Annotated in this window: 20 protein-coding genes, 1 tRNA gene and 1 pseudogene; 8 read left to right on the forward strand and 14 right to left on the reverse strand. The window is 64.5% G+C overall.

Annotated elements, in window-relative coordinates:
• Positions 1 to 243 precede the first annotated feature (243 nt).
• Together NMQ16_RS16415 and NMQ16_RS16420 are read right to left on the reverse strand one after the other, a co-directional pair.
• Positions 244 to 317 (reverse strand) — tRNA-Gly (locus tag NMQ16_RS16415).
• Positions 318 to 397: 80 nt separating this feature from the next.
• Positions 398 to 850, reverse strand: coding sequence for a hypothetical protein (locus NMQ16_RS16420; RefSeq protein WP_257081981.1), 453 nt, complete (start codon positions 848 to 850; stop codon positions 398 to 400).
• Positions 851 to 1,035: 185 nt separating this feature from the next.
• Here NMQ16_RS16420 and NMQ16_RS16425 point away from each other — a divergent pair, with 185 nt between their 5' ends.
• The 4 genes from NMQ16_RS16425 (at position 1,036) to trmB (ending at position 5,112) form a co-directional block, all read left to right on the forward strand.
• Entirely contained in the window at positions 1,036 to 3,228 is a 2,193-nt protein-coding gene (locus NMQ16_RS16425) for a TonB-dependent receptor domain-containing protein (RefSeq protein WP_257081982.1), read from the forward strand.
• Between the two features lie 110 nt (positions 3,229 to 3,338).
• The gene (gene thiS, locus NMQ16_RS16430) at positions 3,339 to 3,542 is read left to right on the forward strand and encodes a sulfur carrier protein ThiS (RefSeq protein WP_257081983.1); all 204 of its coding nucleotides are present in this window, start codon (positions 3,339 to 3,341) and stop codon (positions 3,540 to 3,542) included.
• Between the two features lie 15 nt (positions 3,543 to 3,557).
• The gene (locus NMQ16_RS16435; RefSeq protein ID WP_257081984.1) at positions 3,558 to 4,352 is read left to right on the forward strand and encodes a thiazole synthase; all 795 of its coding nucleotides are present in this window, start codon (positions 3,558 to 3,560) and stop codon (positions 4,350 to 4,352) included.
• A gap of 67 nt (positions 4,353 to 4,419) precedes the next feature.
• A complete protein-coding gene (gene trmB / locus NMQ16_RS16440; RefSeq protein WP_257081985.1) occupies positions 4,420 to 5,112 on the forward strand; it encodes a tRNA (guanosine(46)-N7)-methyltransferase TrmB in 693 nt (230 codons plus the stop codon).
• Between the two features lie 119 nt (positions 5,113 to 5,231).
• Here trmB and NMQ16_RS16445 read toward each other — a convergent pair.
• From NMQ16_RS16445 to NMQ16_RS16470, 6 genes and pseudogenes are all read right to left on the reverse strand, one after another.
• Positions 5,232 to 5,354 (reverse strand): annotated as a pseudogene (locus NMQ16_RS16445) (tRNA (guanosine(46)-N7)-methyltransferase TrmB); the annotation flags it as partial.
• Between the two features lie 63 nt (positions 5,355 to 5,417).
• Positions 5,418 to 6,638, reverse strand: coding sequence for a radical SAM family heme chaperone HemW (hemW, locus tag NMQ16_RS16450; RefSeq protein ID WP_257081986.1), 1,221 nt, complete (start codon positions 6,636 to 6,638; stop codon positions 5,418 to 5,420).
• Positions 6,635 to 7,237 (reverse strand): RdgB/HAM1 family non-canonical purine NTP pyrophosphatase, encoded by a 603-nt coding sequence (gene rdgB / locus NMQ16_RS16455; protein WP_257081987.1) that lies wholly within the window; start codon positions 7,235 to 7,237, stop codon positions 6,635 to 6,637. Before rdgB ends, hemW begins: the two co-directional genes overlap by 4 nt.
• Positions 7,234 to 7,956, reverse strand: coding sequence for a ribonuclease PH (rph, locus tag NMQ16_RS16460; RefSeq protein ID WP_257081988.1), 723 nt, complete (start codon positions 7,954 to 7,956; stop codon positions 7,234 to 7,236). The genes rdgB and rph overlap by 4 nt, the downstream gene beginning before the upstream one ends.
• Positions 7,957 to 7,958: 2 nt before the next feature.
• Positions 7,959 to 8,879, reverse strand: a complete 921-nt coding sequence (locus NMQ16_RS16465; RefSeq protein WP_257081989.1) for a PP2C family serine/threonine-protein phosphatase — start codon at positions 8,877 to 8,879, stop codon at positions 7,959 to 7,961.
• Positions 8,876 to 9,844, reverse strand: coding sequence for a serine/threonine-protein kinase (locus NMQ16_RS16470; RefSeq protein ID WP_257081991.1), 969 nt, complete (start codon positions 9,842 to 9,844; stop codon positions 8,876 to 8,878). The genes NMQ16_RS16465 and NMQ16_RS16470 overlap by 4 nt, the downstream gene beginning before the upstream one ends.
• A 163-nt stretch (positions 9,845 to 10,007) precedes the next feature.
• Between NMQ16_RS16470 and NMQ16_RS16475 the strand changes: the two genes are divergently transcribed.
• Together NMQ16_RS16475 and NMQ16_RS16480 are read left to right on the forward strand one after the other, a co-directional pair.
• Entirely contained in the window at positions 10,008 to 10,862 is an 855-nt protein-coding gene (locus tag NMQ16_RS16475) for a YicC/YloC family endoribonuclease (protein WP_257081993.1), read from the forward strand.
• Between the two features lie 364 nt (positions 10,863 to 11,226).
• A complete protein-coding gene (locus NMQ16_RS16480) occupies positions 11,227 to 11,940 on the forward strand; it encodes a DUF1566 domain-containing protein (RefSeq protein WP_257081995.1) in 714 nt (237 codons plus the stop codon).
• A 40-nt stretch (positions 11,941 to 11,980) separates the two neighbouring features.
• Here NMQ16_RS16480 and NMQ16_RS16485 read toward each other — a convergent pair whose 3' ends face one another.
• From NMQ16_RS16485 to NMQ16_RS16500, 4 genes are all read right to left on the reverse strand, one after another.
• On the reverse strand, positions 11,981 to 13,198 hold the full coding sequence (locus NMQ16_RS16485; protein WP_257081997.1) for an acetate/propionate family kinase: 1,218 nt from the start codon (positions 13,196 to 13,198) through the stop codon (positions 11,981 to 11,983).
• A complete protein-coding gene (locus NMQ16_RS16490; RefSeq protein ID WP_257081999.1) occupies positions 13,195 to 14,628 on the reverse strand; it encodes a bifunctional enoyl-CoA hydratase/phosphate acetyltransferase in 1,434 nt (477 codons plus the stop codon). Before NMQ16_RS16490 ends, NMQ16_RS16485 begins: the two co-directional genes overlap by 4 nt.
• Positions 14,629 to 14,713: 85 nt before the next feature.
• Positions 14,714 to 15,493, reverse strand: coding sequence for an enoyl-ACP reductase FabI (gene fabI / locus NMQ16_RS16495; protein ID WP_257082000.1), 780 nt, complete (start codon positions 15,491 to 15,493; stop codon positions 14,714 to 14,716).
• Between the two features lie 2 nt (positions 15,494 to 15,495).
• Positions 15,496 to 17,862 carry a DUF3141 domain-containing protein gene (locus NMQ16_RS16500; protein WP_257082001.1) on the reverse strand — a complete coding sequence of 789 codons (2,367 nt, stop codon included), beginning with the start codon at positions 17,860 to 17,862 and terminating at the stop codon, positions 15,496 to 15,498.
• 90 nt (positions 17,863 to 17,952) lie between these two features.
• Here NMQ16_RS16500 and NMQ16_RS16505 point away from each other — a divergent pair, with 90 nt between their 5' ends.
• Together NMQ16_RS16505 and NMQ16_RS16510 are read left to right on the forward strand one after the other, a co-directional pair.
• Complete coding sequence (locus NMQ16_RS16505; RefSeq protein ID WP_257082003.1) at positions 17,953 to 18,867, forward strand: hypothetical protein; 915 nt, start codon at positions 17,953 to 17,955, stop codon at positions 18,865 to 18,867.
• 29 nt (positions 18,868 to 18,896) lie between these two features.
• Complete coding sequence (locus NMQ16_RS16510) at positions 18,897 to 19,580, forward strand: hypothetical protein (protein WP_257082004.1); 684 nt, start codon at positions 18,897 to 18,899, stop codon at positions 19,578 to 19,580.
• Between the two features lie 24 nt (positions 19,581 to 19,604).
• On the opposite strand, the gene NMQ16_RS16515 is transcribed toward NMQ16_RS16510, so the two are convergent.
• The gene (locus NMQ16_RS16515; protein ID WP_257082005.1) at positions 19,605 to 20,093 is read right to left on the reverse strand and encodes a hypothetical protein; all 489 of its coding nucleotides are present in this window, start codon (positions 20,091 to 20,093) and stop codon (positions 19,605 to 19,607) included.
• A 10-nt stretch (positions 20,094 to 20,103) separates the two neighbouring features.
• Entirely contained in the window at positions 20,104 to 20,469 is a 366-nt protein-coding gene (locus NMQ16_RS16520; protein ID WP_257082006.1) for a hypothetical protein, read from the reverse strand.
• Between the last annotated feature and the right edge of the window lie 94 nt (positions 20,470 to 20,563).

Raw genomic sequence — 20,563 nt, forward strand, 5'->3', positions numbered from 1 at the left:
CCCGGATTGTGTGACGTGCGGACCGACGGTTCGTCGGCCTGGAGAGCGGGTCCTGGACCCGATGTGCAGACCGGACGCTGAGGACACCCGGGACTGCCGTGAAACGGAGGAAAAAACGGCCTCCAGTCTAGAGGTACTGACCGTCGCTGGCTGTAGGACAAGAGGAAGTGCGGGGTCACGGCGACCGCGGGGAGCGGCTTTACCGAAGGCGGGAGGCGGGTGCGGGTCGTGGAACGAATTGCCTGGAGCGGGTGATGGGAATCGAACCCACGTATGCAGCTTGGGAAGCTGCCGTTCTGCCATTGAACTACACCCGCAACGCGGCGGATTGTACGCCTGAACCGGCAGCGACCAAAACGGCTGCGTATCCCGTCGCCGGGGTGCGCAGCCGGGGGCGCTACTTCACTTCTATCGTCGCGCGCATGCCGCCGTCGGCGAGCTTTTTCGTCGATATCACGTCGTCGAACACGCCGGTGCGTACCGGCAGGAACCACCACTCGGTCGTGTGCCCGGCGGAAATCTCGAGGCGGCGGATCGGACCGTAGATTTCGGCTACCACCTTGCCGGCGGCATCCAGTGCCACGACCTTGCGCGTGTAAACCATGTCGGCCAGGCCCGCCGAACCGAAGTAGTAGGGCTGGCTGCCCGTGTTCTCCAGCCGCAGCTTGTACAGCTTGCCGGCCTCCAGCGTCAGCGAGTCGGGCGTGAAGCGATGCTGGCCGTCGACGGTGCCCAGCTTGAGCGTGACGGTGACCGGTTCCTGTTTGGTCAGGTCGGCGGCCTGTGCGTGCAGCGAAGCGGCAAGGGCTGCCGTCAAGGCAATGCGAATGAAGCGATGGATGCTGTTCACCACAAGTCTCCCGAGTGTCTGTACAGGCGCATGCGACCGCGCCGTACGGGGTTTGTTGCGTAAAAGCCGCACTTCACGCCGATCGGGAATCTCTCCCTACGACCACGCGGCGTGTCTCTCTATATTGCGCCCGGCGTCAAATTCATTAGAGCACGAATAGTTAATTGTCCAACCGAGGAGCTCCCATGCACAAGCCCACGCTGCTCGCCGCAGCCATCGCCGGCTGTTTCATCCTTCCGTCGGCGGCCTTCGCGCAGTCGACTGCACCGAAAACCGTCGAGGTCGATACGATCAACGTTCGTGGCAGCATCCTGCCCTACAAACTCGAACACATCCCGGGTTCCACCTCGGTGCTCGACACCGAACAGCTGGAAGCCCAGCGTCCGTTCTCGATCAAGGAAGCGCTGCGCACCGTGCCAGGCGTGCATGTGGTCGATGAAGACTCCTTCGGTCTGGGCCTGAACATCGGCATCCGCGGCCTCGACCCGCGCCGGACTTCACGTACGCTGTTGCTCGAAGACGGGATGCCGCTGTTCCTCGCGCCCTATGGTGATCCGTCGGCGCACTATTCCACGCCGATCGACCGGGTGGAGCGCATCGAGGTGGTGAAAGGCTCGGGCCAGGTGCAGTACGGCCCGCAGACCATCGGCGGCATGATCAATTTCGTCACCAGGCCGATTCCGAAGCAGGGCGTGGCCGGCAGCGTCAGCGCGACCTGGGGCAACAACGACTACCAGGGCCTGCAGGCCAATGTGGGTGTCGGGGGTGAGCGCGGCGGCGTCATGCTCGACGTCACCGAAAAGAAGGGCGACGGCGTGCGCAAGAATCACGACTTCGACGTGTTCGAAGTCGCCATCAAGGGCCAGCTCAACCTGACGAAGAACCAGACGCTGATCGGCAAGATCGGCTACTACAAGGAAGACTCGCACATCACCGAAACCGGTCTCGGCTCGGTCGAATACGCGGAAGACAAGTTCCAGGCGCCGACCGGCAAGCAGGACCGCTTCCAGCACGAGCGCAACAGCTTCCAGCTGCAGCACATCTATCAGATCAACGACGCCGCCAAGCTGAGCACTCAAGCCTATTACGTCGACTCGGACCGTGCCTCGTTCCGCCAGATCAATGATCCGGGCGGCTTGAATGGCCGTTCGGAGATGGACCGTTGCTCCGGCGTCGTCGCGACCGAAGCGAATTCGCGCCTGTGCGGGGGCCGCTGGCGTCCGCGCAGCTACGAGTACTGGGGTGTCGAGCCGCGGCTCGATTTCAAGCACAACACCTTCGGCCTTGCCAGCGATGCCGTGGTCGGCTTCCGCTACCACGAAGAAGACATCAACCGCGCCCAGTTCCGTGGCGCGGACCCACGCTTCCAGAGCCAGAGCTTCGCCGAATCATTCGTCGGCGTGAATGGCGGGACCGGCCATCGCGAACAGATCGACATCCGGGTCGAAGCCAAGTCCTATTACTTCCAGAACACCTTCTACGCAGGTGATTTTGCGATAACGCCGGGCGTGCGTTACGAAGACATCCGGATCAGGACGGACGTGCGTCGCGCCGAGGGTCAGCCGCAGGACAATCCGGAATCCAACCTGACCAACAACCAATCCAAAGTCATCCCGGGTTTCGGTGTGGCCTGGAACGGCATCGACAACACCACGGTTTTCGCTGGCGTGCACAAGGGCTTCGCACCGCCGCGCCCGGACCGCGACATCGAAGCGCCCGGCGGCGCCAACACCGCCGTGGTCAGCCGGACTCGGCCGGAAGAAAGCACCAACTGGGAACTGGGCGTGCGCTCGAAGTACTTCAAGGGCGTCGGTCTGGAGTCGACGCTGTTCCATACCGATTTCGATGAAATCGTCATCCAGGACAACGGCCGCTTCTTCAACGGCGGCGAGTCGCAGCAGACCGGTCTCGAAATGGCGGGCCGCATCGATTTCGGCCAGATCTACAACACGACGCACAACGTCTACGTAACCGCATCCTGGACCAATCTGTTCACGGCCAAGTTCAAGAAGGACGTCGCGTCGGAGAACATTTCCAGCGGCAACCGACTGCCCTATGCGCCGAAGCATCTGCTGTCGGTGGCGGTCGGCTATCAGAATCCGCTCGGCTTTGATGCCCGCCTCGGTGCCGACCGTGTCAGCGAGCAGTTCGCGGACGGCGAAAACACGACGGTGGAAGTGGACAGCGGTCAGGAAGGCACCATCCCGTCCTACACCGTGTTCAACGCGACGATGAATTTCCGCCCGCAAGGCTCGAAAACCAGTTATTTCCTGAGCGCCTACAACCTGACCGACCGCGAATATCTGGTCAGCCGTGTCGACGGCAAGTTCGCCGGCCGCGAACGTCAGGTGATCGCCGGCATCCGTTACGCCTTCTGAGCGCGTCATTCACGGTGCGAGGGCCACTCCCCTGAGTGGCCTTTTTTTGTTTGACGGGTGCGGCGGACGAGGTCAGCCATTCGCTGTAGACTTCGCGTGTGACTTCCCACATGTCCTCCATCACCCTGAATGGCGAAACGCGGGCGCTGGCGCCGGATACCACGATCGGCGCGCTGCTTGCGGCACTCGAACTGGCCGGCAAGCGGGTCGCGGTCGAGCGCAATGGCTGCATCGTGCCGCGTGCGCTGCATGCCGATACGCGCCTGGTCGATGGCGACCGGGTCGAAATCGTCGTCGCGGTGGGTGGAGGCTGATCCGGACATAGACAGATGAGCAGCGATACATGGCAGGTCGGCCGCCGCACGTTTTCGTCGCGGCTGCTGGTGGGCACGGGCAAATACCGTGATTTCGACGAAACACGCGACGCGATCGAAGCGTCGGGCGCCGAGATCATCACGGTGGCGATCCGCCGTACCAATATCGGACAGGAACCCGGCCAGCCCAGCCTGCTCGACGTGCTGCCGCCGGATCGCTACACGCTGCTGCCCAACACCGCCGGCTGTTACACCGCCGACGACGCGGTACGCACCCTGCGTCTGGCGCGCGAACTGCTCGACGGCCACAATCTGGTGAAGCTCGAAGTGCTGGGCGACGCCGACACGCTGTTCCCCGATATGCCGCAGACGCTGGCCGCCGCCGAAACGCTGGTGAAGGACGGCTTTGACGTCATGGTGTATTGCTCGGACGATCCGATACAGGCCAAGCGGCTGGAAGAGATCGGCTGCGTGGCGGTGATGCCGCTGGCCAGCCTGATCGGCTCCGGCATGGGCATCCTGAATCCGTGGAACCTGCGGCTGATCATCGACAATGCGCGCGTACCGGTCATTGTCGACGCCGGCGTCGGTACGGCTTCCGATGCTGCCATCGCGATGGAACTGGGTTGTGACGGTGTGCTGATGAATACCGCGATCGCCAAGGCACAGCAGCCGGTGCTGATGGCCAGCGCGATGAGGAAAGCGGTCGAAGCGGGTCGCGAAGCTTTCCTCGCCGGCCGCATGCCGCGCAAGTTGTACAGCGCTGCGCCCAGCTCGCCCACCTCGGGCCTGATCACACCGGGCCGCTGAGTCGCCCTTGCCTGTTGCTTTCGTCTGACACCGCGGCCCGAGCGGGCCGCCCGCCTGATTGCCTTTCATGACCGATACCCCGGACAGCTCAGAACACCGTCACATCCGCAGCTATGTACTGCGTCAGGGCCGCATGTCGTCGGCGCAGACGCGATCCATCGAAGAAGGCATGCCGCGCTGGGGCATCCCGTATGCCGCGCAGGCGATCGACTGCGCGGCCGTGTTCGGGCGGAATGCGCCGGTGGTGCTGGAAATCGGTTTCGGCATGGGCTTCACTACCGCCGAAATCGCAGCTGCGCGACCGGACACCGACTTCATCGGCATCGAAGTGCACGGCCCGGGCGTGGGGTCGATGTTCAAGCTGATCGCCGAACAGGGGCTGAGCAATGTGCGGGTGATCCAGCACGATGCTGTCGAGGTGCTGCGCGACATGATTCCCGCCGCCTCGCTGGCCGGCATCCACGTGTATTTCCCCGACCCGTGGCCGAAGAAGCGCCACCTGAAGCGACGGCTGATCCAACCGCTGCTGGTGTCCCAGCTGGCGTCGAAACTGGCGCCCGGCGGCTATCTGCACTGTGCGACCGACATCGAGGATTACGGCCAGCAGATGCTGGACGTGCTGTCCGCCGAACCCTTGCTCGAGAACACCGCCGATGGATTCGCACCGCGTCCGGATTACCGTCCGCTGACCAAGTTCGAAGCGCGCGGCCTGCGTCTCGGGCACGGCGTGTGGGACGTCATCTTCCGGCGCGTCGCCTGAGCTCGGGCCTGTGTTGGGCATCGCTGCGCTCACCCCAACCTACACGCCGGGCTGGATTCGCAACCTCGCCTCACTCGTAGGTTGGGGTGAGCGCAGCGATGCCCAACACCGGCCCGAGCTCAGGCGACGCGCCGGAAGATGACGTCCCACACGCCGTGCCCGAGACGCAGGCCGCGCGCTTCGAACTTGGTCAGCGGACGGTAATCCGGACGCGGTGCGAATCCATCGGCGGTGTTCTCGAGCANAGCGCAGCGATGCCCAACGCTCCACACCCGAGCCAACCGTCGCGCCGTCGGCTCGACGATTCAGTCCAGAAAGCGCTGCAGCAGTTCGTTCAGGAAGCGCCTTCCGCGCAGCGTGGGGGTCACGCGGCCGGCCTCCAGTTCGAGCAGCCCGTCTTCGCGCGCCGCGAGAAGCCGCGGCATGAGCACGTCGAGCGGCAGGGCGGTGTGGCGCTCGAACAGGTCGAGCGCGAAGCCGTCGTTCAGGCGAGCGGCATTCATCATGAATTCGAACGGCAGCTCGGCCGCGCCGACTTCGCGTGATTCCTGCACGAATTCGCCGCGCGCAGCAGCTTCAAGGTAGGCGTTCGGATGCTTGTGCCGCATGTCGCGCCGCACCCGGTCGTGAAAGCTCAGCTTGCCGTGCGCACCGGCACCGATGCCCAGATAGTCGCCGAACTGCCAGTAGTTCAGGTTGTGCAGGCACTGTCTGCCTGGTTGCGCGAAGGCCGATGTTTCGTAGTGCACGAATCCGGCGCCCGCAAGTCGCGCCTCGATGGCCTCCTGCATGTCGGCCGAGACGTCGTCATCCGGCAGCTCGGGCGGATGCGCCGCGAACGGGGTATTGGGTTCCAGCGTCAGGTGGTAGCAGGACAGATGCGTCACCCCGGTGGCCAGCGCGGTATCGACGTCACGCAGCGCTTCGCGCATCGTCTGCTGCGGCAGGGCATACATCAGGTCAATGTTCACCCGCTCGAAGGTGCGCTGCGCCAGTTCGATCGCGCGCTGTGCCTCCGTGGCGTCGTGGATGCGGCCGAGTGCGGCGAGGTGACGGTCATTGAAGCTCTGCACGCCGATCGACAGCCGGTTCACGCCCGCATCGCGAAAGCCGGCGAAGCGTTCGGCTTCCACCGTGCCCGGGTTGGCTTCGAGCGTGATTTCCGCACCCGGCGACAGATTCACGCGGGCGCGTACCGCCGTCAGCAGGCGGTCCAGCCCGGCGGGCGACATCAGGCTGGGTGTGCCGCCGCCGAAGAAGATGCTTTGAATGCGCCGGCCCCAGATGTCGGGCAGCGACGCTTCGAGGTCTGCGACCAGCGCCGTGAGGTAGGCGTCTTCCGGTATGCCGTCGCGCACGGTGTGCGAGTTGAAATCGCAATACGGGCACTTGCGCACACACCACGGAAAGTGGATGTACAGCGCGAGCGGTGGCGGTACGGTGAATTCAAGTGCGGCCGGCTGATCGGCCGGCGCGTGCCCCGAGCTGAGCGAGCGCGCCGGGACCAGCGGAATGACCCGGCTCATCCGCCGTTGAGCGCCTGCAGCCGCGTCAGCAGGTGACGCATGGCCGAGGCGCGATGCGACAGCGTGTTCTTCAGTTCGGGCGCCAGCTCGGCGGCGGTCTGTTCGAGCGACGGCACCCAGAAGTGCGGGTCGTAGCCGAAGCCGGCATCGCCCCGCGGCGACTCGATGATTTCGCCGTGCCACTCGCCGTCGGCGATCAGCGGCCGCGGGTCGTCGGCGTCGCATACCAGCACGATGACCGAATAGAAATGTGCCCGGCGATCCTCGATGCCATGCAGTTCGGCCACCACCTTCGCGTTGTTGGCGATATCGGACTTCGGCTCGCCGGCATAGCGCGCCGACAGCACGCCGGGCCGCCCGCCGAGCGCACGCACGCACAGGCCCGAGTCATCGGCCAGCGCGGGCAGACCGGTTTCGCGCGAGGCATGACGGGCCTTGGCCAGCGCGTTCTCGACGAAGGTGATGTGAGGCTCGTCCGCTTCGGCGACACCGAGCGAGGCCTGCGTGACCACTTCGATGCCGAGCGGCGCCAGCATCGCCGACAGTTCGCGCAACTTGCCGGCGTTGTTGCTGGCCAGCACGAGTTTTTCGATTTTCATGACAGTCCGAGCGCACGCCGTTGCGCGGCGATCAGCCCTTCGATGCCGGCTTGCGCGAGATCCATCAGCGTGCCCAGCTCGGCGCGCGAGAACGTCTTGCCTTCCGCCGTGCCCTGCACTTCGCACAGGCCGCCGCTGGCGGTCATGACGACATTCATGTCGGTGTCGCAGGCGGAATCTTCCGGATAGTCCAGATCGAGTACCGGCGTGCCTTCATGAATGCCGACCGACACCGCCGCCACCAGTTCGCGCAGCGGGTTGCGTTCGATCAGGCCCTGGCTCACCAGACCACTCAGCGCATCGTGCAGTGCCACGCAGGCACCGGTGATGGACGCGCAGCGCGTGCCGCCATCGGCCTGCAGCACGTCGCAGTCGAGCGTGATCTGGCGCTCGCCCAGCGCGACCAGATCGGTGACCGAGCGCAGGCTGCGGCCGATCAGTCGCTGGATTTCCTGCGTGCGTCCGCTCTGCTTGCCCTTGGCGGCTTCACGCGCGCTGCGCGTGTGCGTCGAGCGCGGCAGCATGCCGTACTCGGCGGTCACCCAGCCCTGGCCCTTGCCGCGCAGGAAGGGCGGCAGGCTTTCCTCGACGCTGGCGGTGCACAGCACGCGCGTGTCACCGACTTCGATCAGGACCGAACCCTCCGCATGCTGCGTGAAATTGCGGGTGATGCGCAGCGTGCGCGCTTCGTCGGGCCGGCGGCCACTGGGTCGGGTCACTGTCACTGTCCTTTGGAGGAGTACTTGTTGATGGCGGAATTGATTTCGGAAATGGCCGCTTCGATGGCCGATTCGTCCCAGTCCTCGCGGATCGGCACGCGGTCACCGAAGCCTTCGAGCACCGTGGTGTGGCGGTCCAGCGGTAATGTTTTGGTCGTGACCGAGCCGCGAGGTTCCTCTGCATAGCTGTCGTGCCAGTTCAGCGCGACCATGGTCAGGTTGTCGCAGGTTTCGCCACCGGCGGCCTCGGCGCTGTCCATCACGCGCGGCACGGCCTGCATTACGTCGATTTCGGTGAACAACCTGAGCAGCTGGTCATTGCCCAGCGGCCCCCACACACCGTCGCTGCACAGGAACACCGTATCGCCGGCGAGCAGCGGCGTCTTGCGCGAATACTCGATCTGTGGCGCGATCGGGCCACCCAAGCAACTGTAGATGCGGTTGCGGTGCGGATGGGTCATTGCGCCGTCCTCGTCCAGCAGGCCGCGATCGATCATGCGCTGCACGCGCGAGTGGTCGCGCGTCTGCGTCATCACATGGCCGGCACGCAGCACGTACAGCCGTGAGTCGCCGGCGTGCGCCCAGTAGGCGACCGAATCCTGGATGACGCAGGCGACGCACGTGGTGCGCGGGCCGTCCTCGATGTCGCGCTCGTCGGCGTAGTCGAGAATGGCGCAGTGCGCATTGGTCAGGCCGCGCGACAGGAACAGGAAGGGATCGGCCAGGCGCGGCTTGGCTTCGCGCTGGAAGGATTCGACCATGTACTGCACGGCGATCTGCGCCGCGACCTCACCCTGCAGGTGGCCGCCCATGCCGTCGGCGATCACCATCAACAGCGCATCGCGCGAATACGAATAGGCCATGCGATCCTGATTGGACTTGCGCTTGCCGACCCGGCTTTCCTGAAAGATCGTGAATCTCATTTGCCCACCAGCGCGCTCAGCCGGGCGCGTACGCGGTCCAGCCAGTTGTCTTCGGTGCTGTCGACCGGCGCCACGGGCTCGACCTGATCGCGCTCCCAGGTCGCCAGCGCCTTCTGCAGCGCAAACACGCTTTGCGGCCGCTTCAGATGGTTCAGATCCATGCACCAGTCTATGGTTTCGAGCAGTTGCGGCGAGTACTGACCGATCCAGCGCTGCGACGCGAGGATCACGCTGTCGCTGTCCAGCCGCTGGTCGGCGGCCTGCGGCGGCCCCCCCGACAGGCAGGCGTACATGCTGGCACCCACGCTGTAGATGTCGCTCCACGGACCGAGCAGATCGCGGTTGCGATAGTGCTCGGGCGCTGCGAAGCCGGGCGTGTACATCGGTTTGAGCATCGGCGTGTCGGCCATCAGCGTGGTGCGCGCCGCGCCGAAGTCGAGCAGCACCGGCGAGCCGTTGTTGCGCAGATAGATGTTCGACGGCTTCAGATCGAGGTGCAGCAACTTGTGCGCATGCACTTCGCGCAGGCCGTTCAGCAGCCGCGTGAACACATAGCGGATGAAGCTTTCTCGAATTTCGCCGCGTCGGCGCGTGATGTACTCCTGCAGCGTGCGGCCGCGCTCGTAGCGCATCACCATGTATACGGTTTCGTTGGCGCGAAAGAAATTGAGCACGCGCACCACGTTCGGATGATTCAGACCGGCCAGCGCCCGGCCTTCCTCGAAAAAGCACTTCATGCCGTAGCGGAATGCGGGCAGGAACTCTTCCGGAATGTTCGGCGTGATCTGGCCGTCTTCGCGCAGCGCCAGCGCGTTCGGCAGGTATTCCTTGATGGCAACCGGGGTCTCGTCGCGGTCGTGCGCCAGATAGACGATCGAAAATCCGCCCAGGCTCAATTGGCTATGGATGCGGTACTGATCGAGTTCAAAGCCCGGCGGCAGGGCGCAATTGACTTGTGGGGGCATTCTGCGGGCCGCTATGATCCTGGTTTTGGCGCGATTCTGGGCGTTTGGTAACACGCTGTAAAGCTGCCCGACAGCCACTCAGGCGATCGTGCAGACCATCGGTTACCACGCGGATCATGCCTGACAATCATTGAGGGAACATCGCGTGGGAAGCATTCACAGCATGACGGGTTTTGCGACAGCTGCAGTGGCTGTCGGCCAGACAACGCTGAACCTTGAGCTGCGGACGGTGAATTCTCGTTTCCTCGACCTGCACTTCCGCCTGCCCGACGAGTTGCGCGTCGCCGAGCCGCTGCTGCGCGAGCAGATCACCGGTGCGCTGTCGCGCGGCAAGGTGGATTGCCGTGGCGGCCTGCAGGCAGGCGGCGACAGCGCGCGCGAACTGGCGCTGAGCGCGCCGCTGCTGGCCCGGCTGGTGGCGCTCGATGCCAGCGTGCGCGACGCCCTGCCTGACGCTGCGCCGCTGTCGGTGGCCGAAGTGCTGCGCTGGCCCGGCATGCTCGGTGACGAAGCGGTGTCTGCCGAGGCACTGCTCGAGGCGGCCGGTCGCGCCGTGCGGCAGGCGCTGGGCGAACTCACCGCATCGCGCCAGCGAGAGGGTGTGCGCCTCGCCGCGATGCTGATGGAACGCGTCACGCGCATGCGCGAACTGGTCGCCCAGGTCACGCCGCGCGTACCGGAAGTGGTGCAGGAATATCAGGCGAAGCTCACCCTGCGGCTGCAGGAAGCCATCGGCAGCGCAGACGACGAGCGCATCCGCACCGAAGTCGGCCTGTTCGCGGTGCGCATCGACGTGGCCGAGGAACTGAACCGCCTGAGCGCGCACCTCGAGGAAGTGGAGCGCATCCTCTCGAAGGGTGGCTCCGCCGGCAAGCGGCTCGACTTCCTGATGCAGGAACTGAACCGCGAAGCCAATACGCTGGCGTCCAAATCGGTCGCGCAGGACGTCGGCAACGTCGCGATGGAACTCAAGCTGCTGATCGAACAGATGCGCGAGCAGGTGCAGAACATCGAATAACCGGTCGAAGTCCCGGGCCGTCCGGCGATGGCACCAGGTCGGCAAACCACGCTCGCGACGAATGTCCACCCCTGGCTTCAGCCCGGCCCGACAGCTGGCCCTGACAACAGGCGGGTAAAGTCAACTGGCCGAAGGTCCCGGATCAGTTGACCGTCCCTGCTGCCGATGCCTTGCACTGTCTGGCCGGACCCGTTGTGCGGGAACACCGTGCGGTTTTGTCGGAATTCTTGACACTTCGCCAGGCGGTTCTCGCGGCCTCGGTCCTTGACAGTTGTTTGCGCTCGCTCTTTTTCCGGATTCGAGCCTGGCTCGAAAAGTGCTGATCGTGTTGTGGCACTCGAACCCTGACCAGAGGACGCAACGAATGAATGCTCTAAGAACCCGGGCGGCCGCAGCAACATTCGCACTCGCAGCGGCCCTGCTGGCCTTGTCGGGCGCGGCGCAGGCCGCGCTTGTTGACCGCGGCGGTGGCCTGGTCTTTGACTCGACGCGCAACCTCACCTGGCTGGCGGACATGAACTACGCCGGCACCAGCAGGCACACCGGCCCCGGGGTGAATGCCTCCAATGGCCAGATGACCTGGGACGCGGCCAACGCTTGGGCGGACAATCTGGTCTTCGGCGGCTACAGCGACTGGCGGCTGCCCACACTCAACCCGCAGGACACGAATTGCAGCGTCAACTATGTTCCTTTTGACGGCGCTCCGCGGCAGTACGGTGGTGCCAACTGCACCGGCGGTGAATTGAGCGGCCTGTTCGTCACTGAATTGGGCTTCAACAGGGACGGAACCGCACGGATCACGAGTGACGACTCGGACGAGCAGAAAGCCAATCTGGCCCTCTTCAAAAACCTGCTGAACAAGGGCTACTGGTCCAGTACGGTGTATTTGCCTGGCCTGTTCCTTGACGCCGCTTGGTTTTTCGACACCAGAATCGGCAGTCAGGACTGGGACGCCCGGAGTGTTCCGCTCAATGCCGTGGCGGTGCGCGCCGGCGATGTACCGGAGCCGCGGACGCTGACTCTGATGCTGCTTGCCTTGGGCGCGACGGTGGTGGTGCGGATGTGCCGGCCCGCCTGACGCTGCGGCACCAGGTGGCACCGAATGTCTCCGCTGTGGGTCAAGACAGCAACGCAATGGTATGCCGCGCGATCATCCACTCTTCGTTGGTTGGAATGACGCAGACGGCCACGCGGCTGTCGGGTGTGCTGATGCAGGGGGCGGCGCCGGTGGTGGCGGAGTTGGCGGTTGGGTCGAATTCGAGGCCGGTCCAGCCGAGCGGCTGGCAGATCCGCTCGCGTACAGCAGCCGCGTGCTCGCCGATGCCGCCGGTGAACACCAGGGCGTCGATGCCTTCGAGGGCGGCAGCCAGCGAGCCGATCTCCCGTACTGCCCGATAGCAGAACAGCTCGACCGCCTGCGCCGCCTCCGCGGTATCCGATTCGAGCAACGTGCGCATGTCCGAAGACAGCCCCGACACGCCGAGCAGGCCGGATTCGCTGTACAGCAGGCGGGTCAGCGCCTTCGCGTCCATGCCGTGTTGTTCCATCAGGTAGAGCAGCACGCCGGGGTCGAGGCTGCCGGTGCGGGTGCCCATCATCAGTCCGTCGACCGCCGTGAATCCCATGCTGGTGGCCTGGCTTCTGCGCGCGACCATGCCGCACATCGATGCACCGTTGCCGAGGTGCGCGACGATCACCCGCCCGTCGGCCTGCGCGGTGGGCAGATGCTGCGGCAGCACCTCGGCGATGAATTCGTACGACAGGCCGTGGAAGCCATAGCGCAGCACGCCTTCGTCGGTGATCCGGCGCGGCAGTGCGAACATCTGGGCAAGGTCCGGCTGCGTGCGGTGGAACGCCGTATCGAAGCAGGCGACCTGCGGCACACCCGGCAAGGCACCGGCCATCGCATCGATGCCGGCCAGGTTGTGCGGCTGGTGCAGGGGTGCCAGGGGAACCAGATCGCGCAAGGCGGCGATCACCTGCGGATCGAGCAGGACAGGTGCCGAGAATTGCCGCCCGCCGTGCACCACGCGATGACCGACCGCCGTGATGCGCAATCCGGCATCGCAGTCATGAAACCAGTGCGCCAGACGGCGCAGCGCCTCGCGGTGCTGCAGTTCCGCCGACCCCTCGATGGGCAGCTCGACATCTTCCAGCGGGTTGCCCGCCGCATCCTCAGCCGTCAGGCGGAGCGGCCGTCCGGCCGCTCCGATGCCATCGATGCGGCCGGTCATGCGGGCTTGCTGCGGCACGTCGCGCGGGTTCGCCGGCAGCGCGAACAGCGCGAACTTCACCGAACTGGAGCCGGCATTGAGCGTCAGCACGGCATCGCTCACGCATCGCCCCTCGTCACTGGGTTGCGCTTTGCATGTGCCATGACGACGGCGATGGCGGTCGAGGTCGTCCGCGTCTCGGCAGAGTCGGCTCGGCTGGTCAGTACGAACGGTACGCGGGCGCCCAGCACGATGCCTGCAGCGAGCGCCTCGGCAAGGTACTCCATCTGTTTGGCGAGCATGTTGCCCGACTCGATATCGGGCACCACCAGGATGTCGGCCTGTCCCGCCACCACCGACCGGATGCCCTTGGTGAGCGCCGCCGCCGCCGAAATCGCATTGTCGAAGGCCAGCGGGCCGTCGAGCAGTCCGCCCCTGATCTGACCACGATCCGCCATCTTGCACAGTGCGGCGGCATCGAGGGTCGACGGCATCGCCGGGTTGACCGTTTCCACCGCGGCAAGCAAGGCGACCTTGGGCTCCGGGATGTGCAGGATGTGCGCAAGGTCGATCGCGTTCTGCACGATGTCGGCCTTTTCCAGCAGCGTGGGTGCCACATTGATCGCTGCATCGGTGATCAGCATCAGTCGCGGATAGGTCGGCACGTCCATCACGAACACATGGCTCATGCGGCGTGCCGTCCGCAGGCCGGTGTCCTTGCGGATCACCTCGCTGACCAGTTCATCGGTGTGCAGGCTGCCCTTCATCAGGGCTTCGCACTCGCCGTTACGGCACAGTGCCACTGCGCGCTCGGCCGAAGCATGGCTGTGCAGGGTGTCGACGATCCGGCAATCGCCGAGATCCATGCCGAACTCCTCGGCGATCCGGCGGATCTTCGGCTCGGGGCCGACCAGCGTCGGAACGATCAGGCCACGGTCACGCGCCAGCAGGGCGCCGCGCAGCGATTCCGCGTCGCAGGGATGCGCCACCGCCATCGAAATCGGCGTCAGGCCGTGCGTGATCTGCATCAGGCGTTCGAAACGCGTCTTCCTCGTGTCGGACAGCCGGAATTCCGGCAACTCCGTCTTGACCAGCCGGACCTTGTCGCTCGGCGCAAGTACTTCCGCCGTGCCGTGAATCACCTTCTCGCCATGCTGGTTGATGCAGATGCAGTCGAGGATCATGTGCCGGTTGTGATCGAACTTGCGATCGCAGCGCACGGTCACGGTGACGGTGTCACCGACCCGAACCGGGCGGCTGAAGTGCAGGGTCTGGTCGACGTAGATCGTGCCGGGACCGGGGAACTGGGTGCCCAGCAGGGTGGAGATCAGGGCGCCGCCCCACATGCCATGGGCGATGACTTCGGTGAAGATGGACGAACGCGCGTACTCGGCATCGACGTGGGCCGGGTTGATGTCGCCGGACATGATGGCGAACATATGGATGTCTTCGTGGCGCAGCGTGCGCAGCAGGGTGGCCGTGTCGCCCACGGCGATTTCGTCGTACGTGCGGTTTTCTATCCAGAGCGAATCGGGATCGGTGACGTGGTTCATGAGCTGTCCGCGTTCGGGGTGTATCGGTAATGTCGGGAAAGTACGTGGCACGGCTGATTGGCCGGGGCCGGGTTCTGCATCCGCATCAAGCCATGATGTTGTGACCGCCGTCCACGTAGAAAGTCGAGCCGGTCAGGCGGCGCGCGTAATCGGTGGCGAGATAGGTCAGGGCGACGCCCACATCGTCGATGTCGACCAGCTCGCCGATCGGCGACTTCTGGACTGCTTCGTACAGCAGTTCATCGAATTCCTTGAGTCCGGACGCCGCCCGGGTGCGCAGCGGCCCCGGCGAGATGGCATGCACGCGGATGCCCTTCGCGCCAAGTTCGAACGCCAGATAGCGCACGGATGCCTCGAGCGCCGCCTTGCACGGGCCCATCACGTTGTAGTTGGGCACCACCTTGTTGGCACCCATGTAGCTCATCGCGAACAGCGAGCCGCCGTCGGTCATCAGCGGCGCCGCCAGGCGGGCCATGCGGATGAAGGAATGACACGACACGTCCATGGCCTTGGCGAATGCATCGGCCGGGCAATCGATCAGACCGCCTGCCAGCGCCTCCCTGGGCGCAAACGCGATCGAGTGCAGCGCAATGTCCAGGCGACGCCAGGTGGCGTGGATCGCCGCAAACACGTCTTCCATCTGACCCGCCACCGACACGTCGAGCGGCAGCAGCAGTTCGGCGCCGAGTTCCTGCGCCAGCGGTTCGACAAAGGGTTTCGCCTTGTCGTTGAGATAGGTGATCGCCAGTTCAGCACCTGCCGCGTGCAGCGCGCGCGCGCAGCCCCATGCGATCGAATTCTCATTGGCGACGCCGATGATCAGCGCCCGTTTGCCGCTGAGCACGCCCTTGTTGCCGTTGGTCATCTTCAGCCCTCGATACGTGATGAGAATTCTGTGGCCGATGTCGGGTCGGTTTTGACCCGACGGCCCGATCTGCGTGTCGATGCTCGCACGCGTATCTTGCGCGCTGATGGCAGCGTAGCGACGACTTCGCGAATCCTGCCGATCATCTGCTCCTGATCCTGCGTCAGCCCCATGGCCTGCACACGCGGGTCATGGGTCAGCGCGTCGAGCAACTCCAGCATTCGCGCACGGTCCTCGTCTTGCTGCAGAAGCATCGGCAGACTGGCCATCGCCTTGTCCGGTTCGAAGCAGACGATGATTTCCTGTTCGCCGCGCAAACGCCGCAGTTCGTCCGGTGTGCCGGAAGGCATCAGGTGGGCAAAGTCTCTGGCCAGATCGGAGCGCAGCTCCAGTCGTGAAAGCGGCATCGGCGCGCCGTGTCGGTGCAGCAGGAAGCCGACGCGCGCAGCCGCTTCGGCGTAACCGCCGTCATTCAGTCTGCCCAGCGCAGCCTTGACCATGGGCAGATTCCTCGGCTCGATGGCGGCGTCCGGCGCGCTGCCGCCTGTGTTGTTCGCAGTCAGCGCGAAGAGATTTCCGTAGGTTTGGAAGAAAAGCCATTCGTTCAACGCATTGCCGATGTCACGCTGGAAATCCAGCGAACCCGAAATGATGTCCGAGGCGGCGGCTTCGATGACCCGCCACGGGTGATCGCCACCCAGCGGCGTGCGTTGTGCCCTGACGGCCTGCGCCGCCGGGGCCAGCCAGCCGAGCCAGGGGTTGATGTCGGAGATCGCCCAGCGCTGGAATCGCAGGGGATGGAAATCGCGCGCCAGTTTCGCCGTCATTTCATTGGCCGTCGCCTGCACCAGCGGCCGGGCAAACAGTTCGTAGGCGCGTTGGTTGAAAGCGGAAATTGCGGCCACCGTCTCGAAGGGCTTCTCGTCCTGCCGGGCGTAGCGGTTGAGCCGACGACTCACGTCTTCGAGTCGCTGCTCGACGAATTCCACCTCGTATCGTTCTTCGCCACCGTCGGACCGGACGGTCAGGATGTTCATCCCGTACAACCCGGGCGGCAGCGACTCGATGGATTTCATCACCGAAACGATCTGGGTGTGCTCCTTGCGCGCCACCGCACCCGACACGAAGATGCCCAGGTGACCGACATCCGCGTGCAGCAGACCGACGATCACCTGACCGCGCGCCTTGATCTCTTCGGTCGAGCCGTAGATGTCGGCCACCCAGTTGAAGGCCTGTCCGGGCGGTGTGATGTTGTCGCCCATCGATGCGAAAAGCACGATGGGCGAACTGATGTCCCGCAGATCCATCTGGCTGCCCGAGCGGGTCTTGACGCCGCCGTCCCAAAGCGAATTGCCGACGAAAAGATTCTGCGTGATCCACTCGATCTCTTCGCGGTTCATCAGATAGAAGCCGCCCCACCAGCGTTCGAACTCCAGAAAGCGGGCGGGCTCGGTATCGATGTTGGCGAACAGGTGGTGATACTTCTTCCAGTACGTATTGGCTGGATTCAGATTTTCGAAATTCTGGACCAGCCAGGCGCCGTCGAAAATCCCGTCCGAAAGGTCGGATATCATCGACGACAGCCACGTTCCGCCCAGCAGCCCGCCGCCATAGCGCATCGGATTGTCGTTGTCGCCGTCTTCCCATGCACCGCCCCAGTAGGACATCGGTGCGCCGTTGATGACCACCGGACCGATTTCTTCCGGGTGTGTTGCCGCCACCATCATCGCCGCCCAGCCACCCTGGCAATTGCCGACGATCACGGGTTTGCCGCTTGCCGGATGAAGTTCGCGCACCTTCCTGACGAAGGCGGCTTCGGCCTCGGTGACATCGAGCAGGGTCTGGCCCGGCTCCGGCTGCTGGAAGAAAGTGACGAAATAGACCGGATGACCCGCACGCAGCGCGACACCCACCTGCGAATCGTCCTTGAAGCCGCCGATGCCGGGACCATGACCGGCGCGCGGATCGATGATCACGTAGGGGCGACGTTCCGGATGTACCGTCACCCCCGCCGGAGGCACGATGCGGAGCAGTGCGTAATTCACCGGCCGGCCGAACGTCCGCGCGTCGAGTACCGTTTCGTACTCGAAGCCCAATACCGGAGGCAGGCCGGCTTTCTGATGCGCGACGAACTGGTTGCCGCGCTGGTGCAGGGTGTCCCAGAACAGCACCGAGCGCTGCATCACGTCGGTCACATACGCCATCCAGCCTTCGGCCAGAGAGGTCCAGTCCGGCGCCTCACGGGGGGGCGCGTCATGCATGCATTGCCGGAAACGCCCGCCTGCACTGTCGATACGCCTGGCCAGCAAGGCAGAAATCTTCCGGCTGGTCTCGCGGATCTGTTCGGCTCGCTGCACAAATTCAGTCATCTGCGTATCCCTTCGGAAAGGCGATGCGGATGCAGGCCGGCGCCGTTTCCGCGCTCCGGTTCAAGGTGCGGTCGACGGCGGAAGCCGGGTTTGACGACTGAGCGCCGGGTGCGTCGCCGGTTACGCAGCAGCCGTTGCCGTGCGCTGCGGTCGCATCGTCACCCGCAGTGCATTTCCACCATCACTTATACAAAAGGTGGGCCAGTTTCACAGCGCCTGCGGCCCATTTTGGGCGGCGCGGGCAGAAGCCGGGCGAGCTTGTTGATAGATTTCCGCGAGCAATCGGACGCAGGCGGCAGCCTGGTTTGGCGGCGCTGTCTGAAACCGAGGCAATCGTGGCAATCCGCGTGCCGACCGATCGCCGATCATCACGAACGTGTCTGCGAATGGAAGGCCGAAATGAAGGGGAACGCAGCAGTCCTGTCGCTTCGCGTGAAATCTCCCGATGCCTGCATCGACCGGGCGTCGGCCCTGGCCGAACCGGGCATCACGGCCGAGGTGTCCGACCGGCTGGTCGAACTCGCGAGAACGGCAAGTCGATCACAGGCGTTCGTCATCGAACTGGTCGTCGATGCGTTGCCATCGCCGGTCTGCGATAGTGATCTCCGCGCCGTTGTCGATGCCGCTGCGTCCGCCATGAAGCGTCACTTCCGAAACATGGCGGATGGGCACACCCGGCGCATTGCCAACAATTTCCAGTACGCCCGGTTCAGCAGCCTGATGGGGCTTCTGTGTGTCGTCATAATGCTCGGGTGTGCTCAGGCCATTCCGGACGGCGCGGGCAGCGTGCTGTCGAGCATTCGCGAAAGCCTGACCATCTTCGCCTGGGTTGCCATGTGGAAACCGGCCGAGCTGTGGCTCTATGCACACTGGCCGGAACGCTACTGGCGGCGACTTGCAGGGCGGCTTGCCGACGCGCGGGTGGTCGTGCGTTGCGAAGGCGCATCGCTTGCGCCGGATGCGTCTTCACCCGGGGCAGCGGTACTGTCCGGAAAGGCGGGCTGAAGCAGCGGGCCACGCAAGACGGCATGTCCATGTCAGGTGAAACGCACGCGACGCGTGTCGGCCGATTCGGATTAGTCTTGCGGGCGTCTCGTGCCGACGCCGGATCCTCGACGACGCGCCGTGATGACGTCCTTCGGCGCCGCCGTGCGGGCGAGCGAGATATCCTGACCTCAAGTCGCCCCATCGTGCACAGGAGTCACGACGTGAACCGCACCCCATCACCACTGATCCCGGCGGATTTCGACCAGCGTTACGAGCGCGGTTTCGGACTGCTCGCATTCGTCTGCAACAGGTTCGTGCTCAATCACATGCGCCGGATCGGCATCGAGCTGGACATCGACCTGGAGTCGGCCATGATCTGGGGGATTCTGGCGCACATGAACAACCTTCCGTATCTGCCGATGAATGCCGATCCGATGAAGGTGCTCAACGAGATCGGCATGAAATCCAACGGGGATCTGGTGCCGCTGCGGCTGGCCGAACTGACCATGATCACCGGGCTGCCGAAAGAGACGGTCAGGCGCAAGCTCGAACGCTTGCGTACCGCGGGAAAGGTCGATCGGACGCCGGACGGGAAATGGATTTTCATGCGTTCGGCCATCGGCGAAGCGGAACGCGAGTTCACCCGACAGACCGTCCTGCTGCTGCTGCAGACGGCGGAAAGTCTGCAGCGGATACTGGAACGGGTCGAGGTCGGGTCCAACGGCAAGTGAGCCGACCGCCGGCCTTGCCGGGCATCACTCGGCGAGCGGAATCTGCTGCAGCAGACCGGCTCTGACCTGCGCATCGAGCAGCACTTCGATCTGGTACAGACGCATCTGCTGCTGCGGCGCGAGGAATTCACCGAGGCTGCGGATGAACTGCTGACGGTTACCGACCCGCAGCGTTTCATCCGCCATGCCGTCGTTCAGCAACCGGGTTGCCGTGGCGTCGTCAAGCCTGTCCGCATTGAGTGCATCGGCATAATCGACGAGCGCTGCGAGCTGTTTGTCCCGCAGCGCAACCCGGTTCCTCAGGTATGTGTTGTAGGCAGGCCAGAACTTGCGTGCAACCGGCAGTGGCAGGGCCAGCTCCCGGCTGATGTGGTCGATGCGGTTCCGGTCGACCTCGGTGAACGAACGCCGGACGTCATCCAGCGTGGGCTCCGCCCGAGTGTCATCGGCAGAGGCGAGAGGCGCGCAGCACATCAGCGCGCAGGCCATCAACAGTGCTTTGGTGCAGCTCATGCGCCACTCCTCAATCATCACGATAACGCTGCCATTCACTTTGCCGCAGCAGCGAACGGCATTCGTCCCGGTCCAGCCGCTTGCCCAGGAAGCGGCCACGTTCGTAGGCCTTGTCCCGCGCATCCAGCGCTCTTTCCTTCTCGCGCCTCGACATGCCGTCGACTTCGCGCGCGATCCGCATGCGAACCCGCTGGTAGCGCGACCCCTTCTCGTCATGCTTCTCTTCGCAGTACTTCATGGCGCCCGAAAAGGCACCCAGTCGGCGCGGCGAATAGCCATCTTCCGTCGCAATGACGGTGCCGGACAGGCAGATCAGTACGCCCGATAGCAGCGGCAGGACTATCGAACGCATTCGCTTTGGCAGGGAGGTGTTCATGTGAAGACTCCGGAATGAGCCGCTGCAGGCCCGACTGCGGCAGCGCGTGAAGCCGCTGCCAGAACGCCTTCAGCATACTCATGCAGACAGTCGG

Source organism: Methyloversatilis sp. XJ19-49 (genome assembly GCF_024580145.1).
Lineage (GTDB): Bacteria > Pseudomonadota > Gammaproteobacteria > Burkholderiales > Rhodocyclaceae > Methyloversatilis.

Coding starts and splice junctions, on each gene's coding strand:
- NMQ16_RS16465 (WP_257081989.1), bottom strand. CDS start 8,879: ATGAGATTCACGATCTTTCAGGAAAGCCGGGTCGGCAAGCGCAAGTCC.
- rdgB (WP_257081987.1), bottom strand. CDS start 7,237: ATGAAAATCGAAAAACTCGTGCTGGCCAGCAACAACGCCGGCAAGTTG.
- NMQ16_RS16435 (WP_257081984.1), top strand. CDS start 3,558: ATGAGCAGCGATACATGGCAGGTCGGCCGCCGCACGTTTTCGTCGCGG.
- thiS (WP_257081983.1), top strand. CDS start 3,339: ATGTCCTCCATCACCCTGAATGGCGAAACGCGGGCGCTGGCGCCGGAT.
- NMQ16_RS16490 (WP_257081999.1), bottom strand. CDS start 14,628: ATGAACCACGTCACCGATCCCGATTCGCTCTGGATAGAAAACCGCACG.
- NMQ16_RS16475 (WP_257081993.1), top strand. CDS start 10,008: ATGACGGGTTTTGCGACAGCTGCAGTGGCTGTCGGCCAGACAACGCTG.
- NMQ16_RS16500 (WP_257082001.1), bottom strand. CDS start 17,862: ATGACTGAATTTGTGCAGCGAGCCGAACAGATCCGCGAGACCAGCCGG.
- NMQ16_RS16480 (WP_257081995.1), top strand. CDS start 11,227: ATGAATGCTCTAAGAACCCGGGCGGCCGCAGCAACATTCGCACTCGCA.
- hemW (WP_257081986.1), bottom strand. CDS start 6,638: ATGAGCCGGGTCATTCCGCTGGTCCCGGCGCGCTCGCTCAGCTCGGGG.
- fabI (WP_257082000.1), bottom strand. CDS start 15,493: ATGACCAACGGCAACAAGGGCGTGCTCAGCGGCAAACGGGCGCTGATC.
- trmB (WP_257081985.1), top strand. CDS start 4,420: ATGACCGATACCCCGGACAGCTCAGAACACCGTCACATCCGCAGCTAT.
- NMQ16_RS16520 (WP_257082006.1), bottom strand. CDS start 20,469: ATGAACACCTCCCTGCCAAAGCGAATGCGTTCGATAGTCCTGCCGCTG.
- NMQ16_RS16425 (WP_257081982.1), top strand. CDS start 1,036: ATGCACAAGCCCACGCTGCTCGCCGCAGCCATCGCCGGCTGTTTCATC.
- NMQ16_RS16470 (WP_257081991.1), bottom strand. CDS start 9,844: ATGCCCCCACAAGTCAATTGCGCCCTGCCGCCGGGCTTTGAACTCGAT.
- NMQ16_RS16510 (WP_257082004.1), top strand. CDS start 18,897: ATGTCAGGTGAAACGCACGCGACGCGTGTCGGCCGATTCGGATTAGTC.
- NMQ16_RS16515 (WP_257082005.1), bottom strand. CDS start 20,093: ATGAGCTGCACCAAAGCACTGTTGATGGCCTGCGCGCTGATGTGCTGC.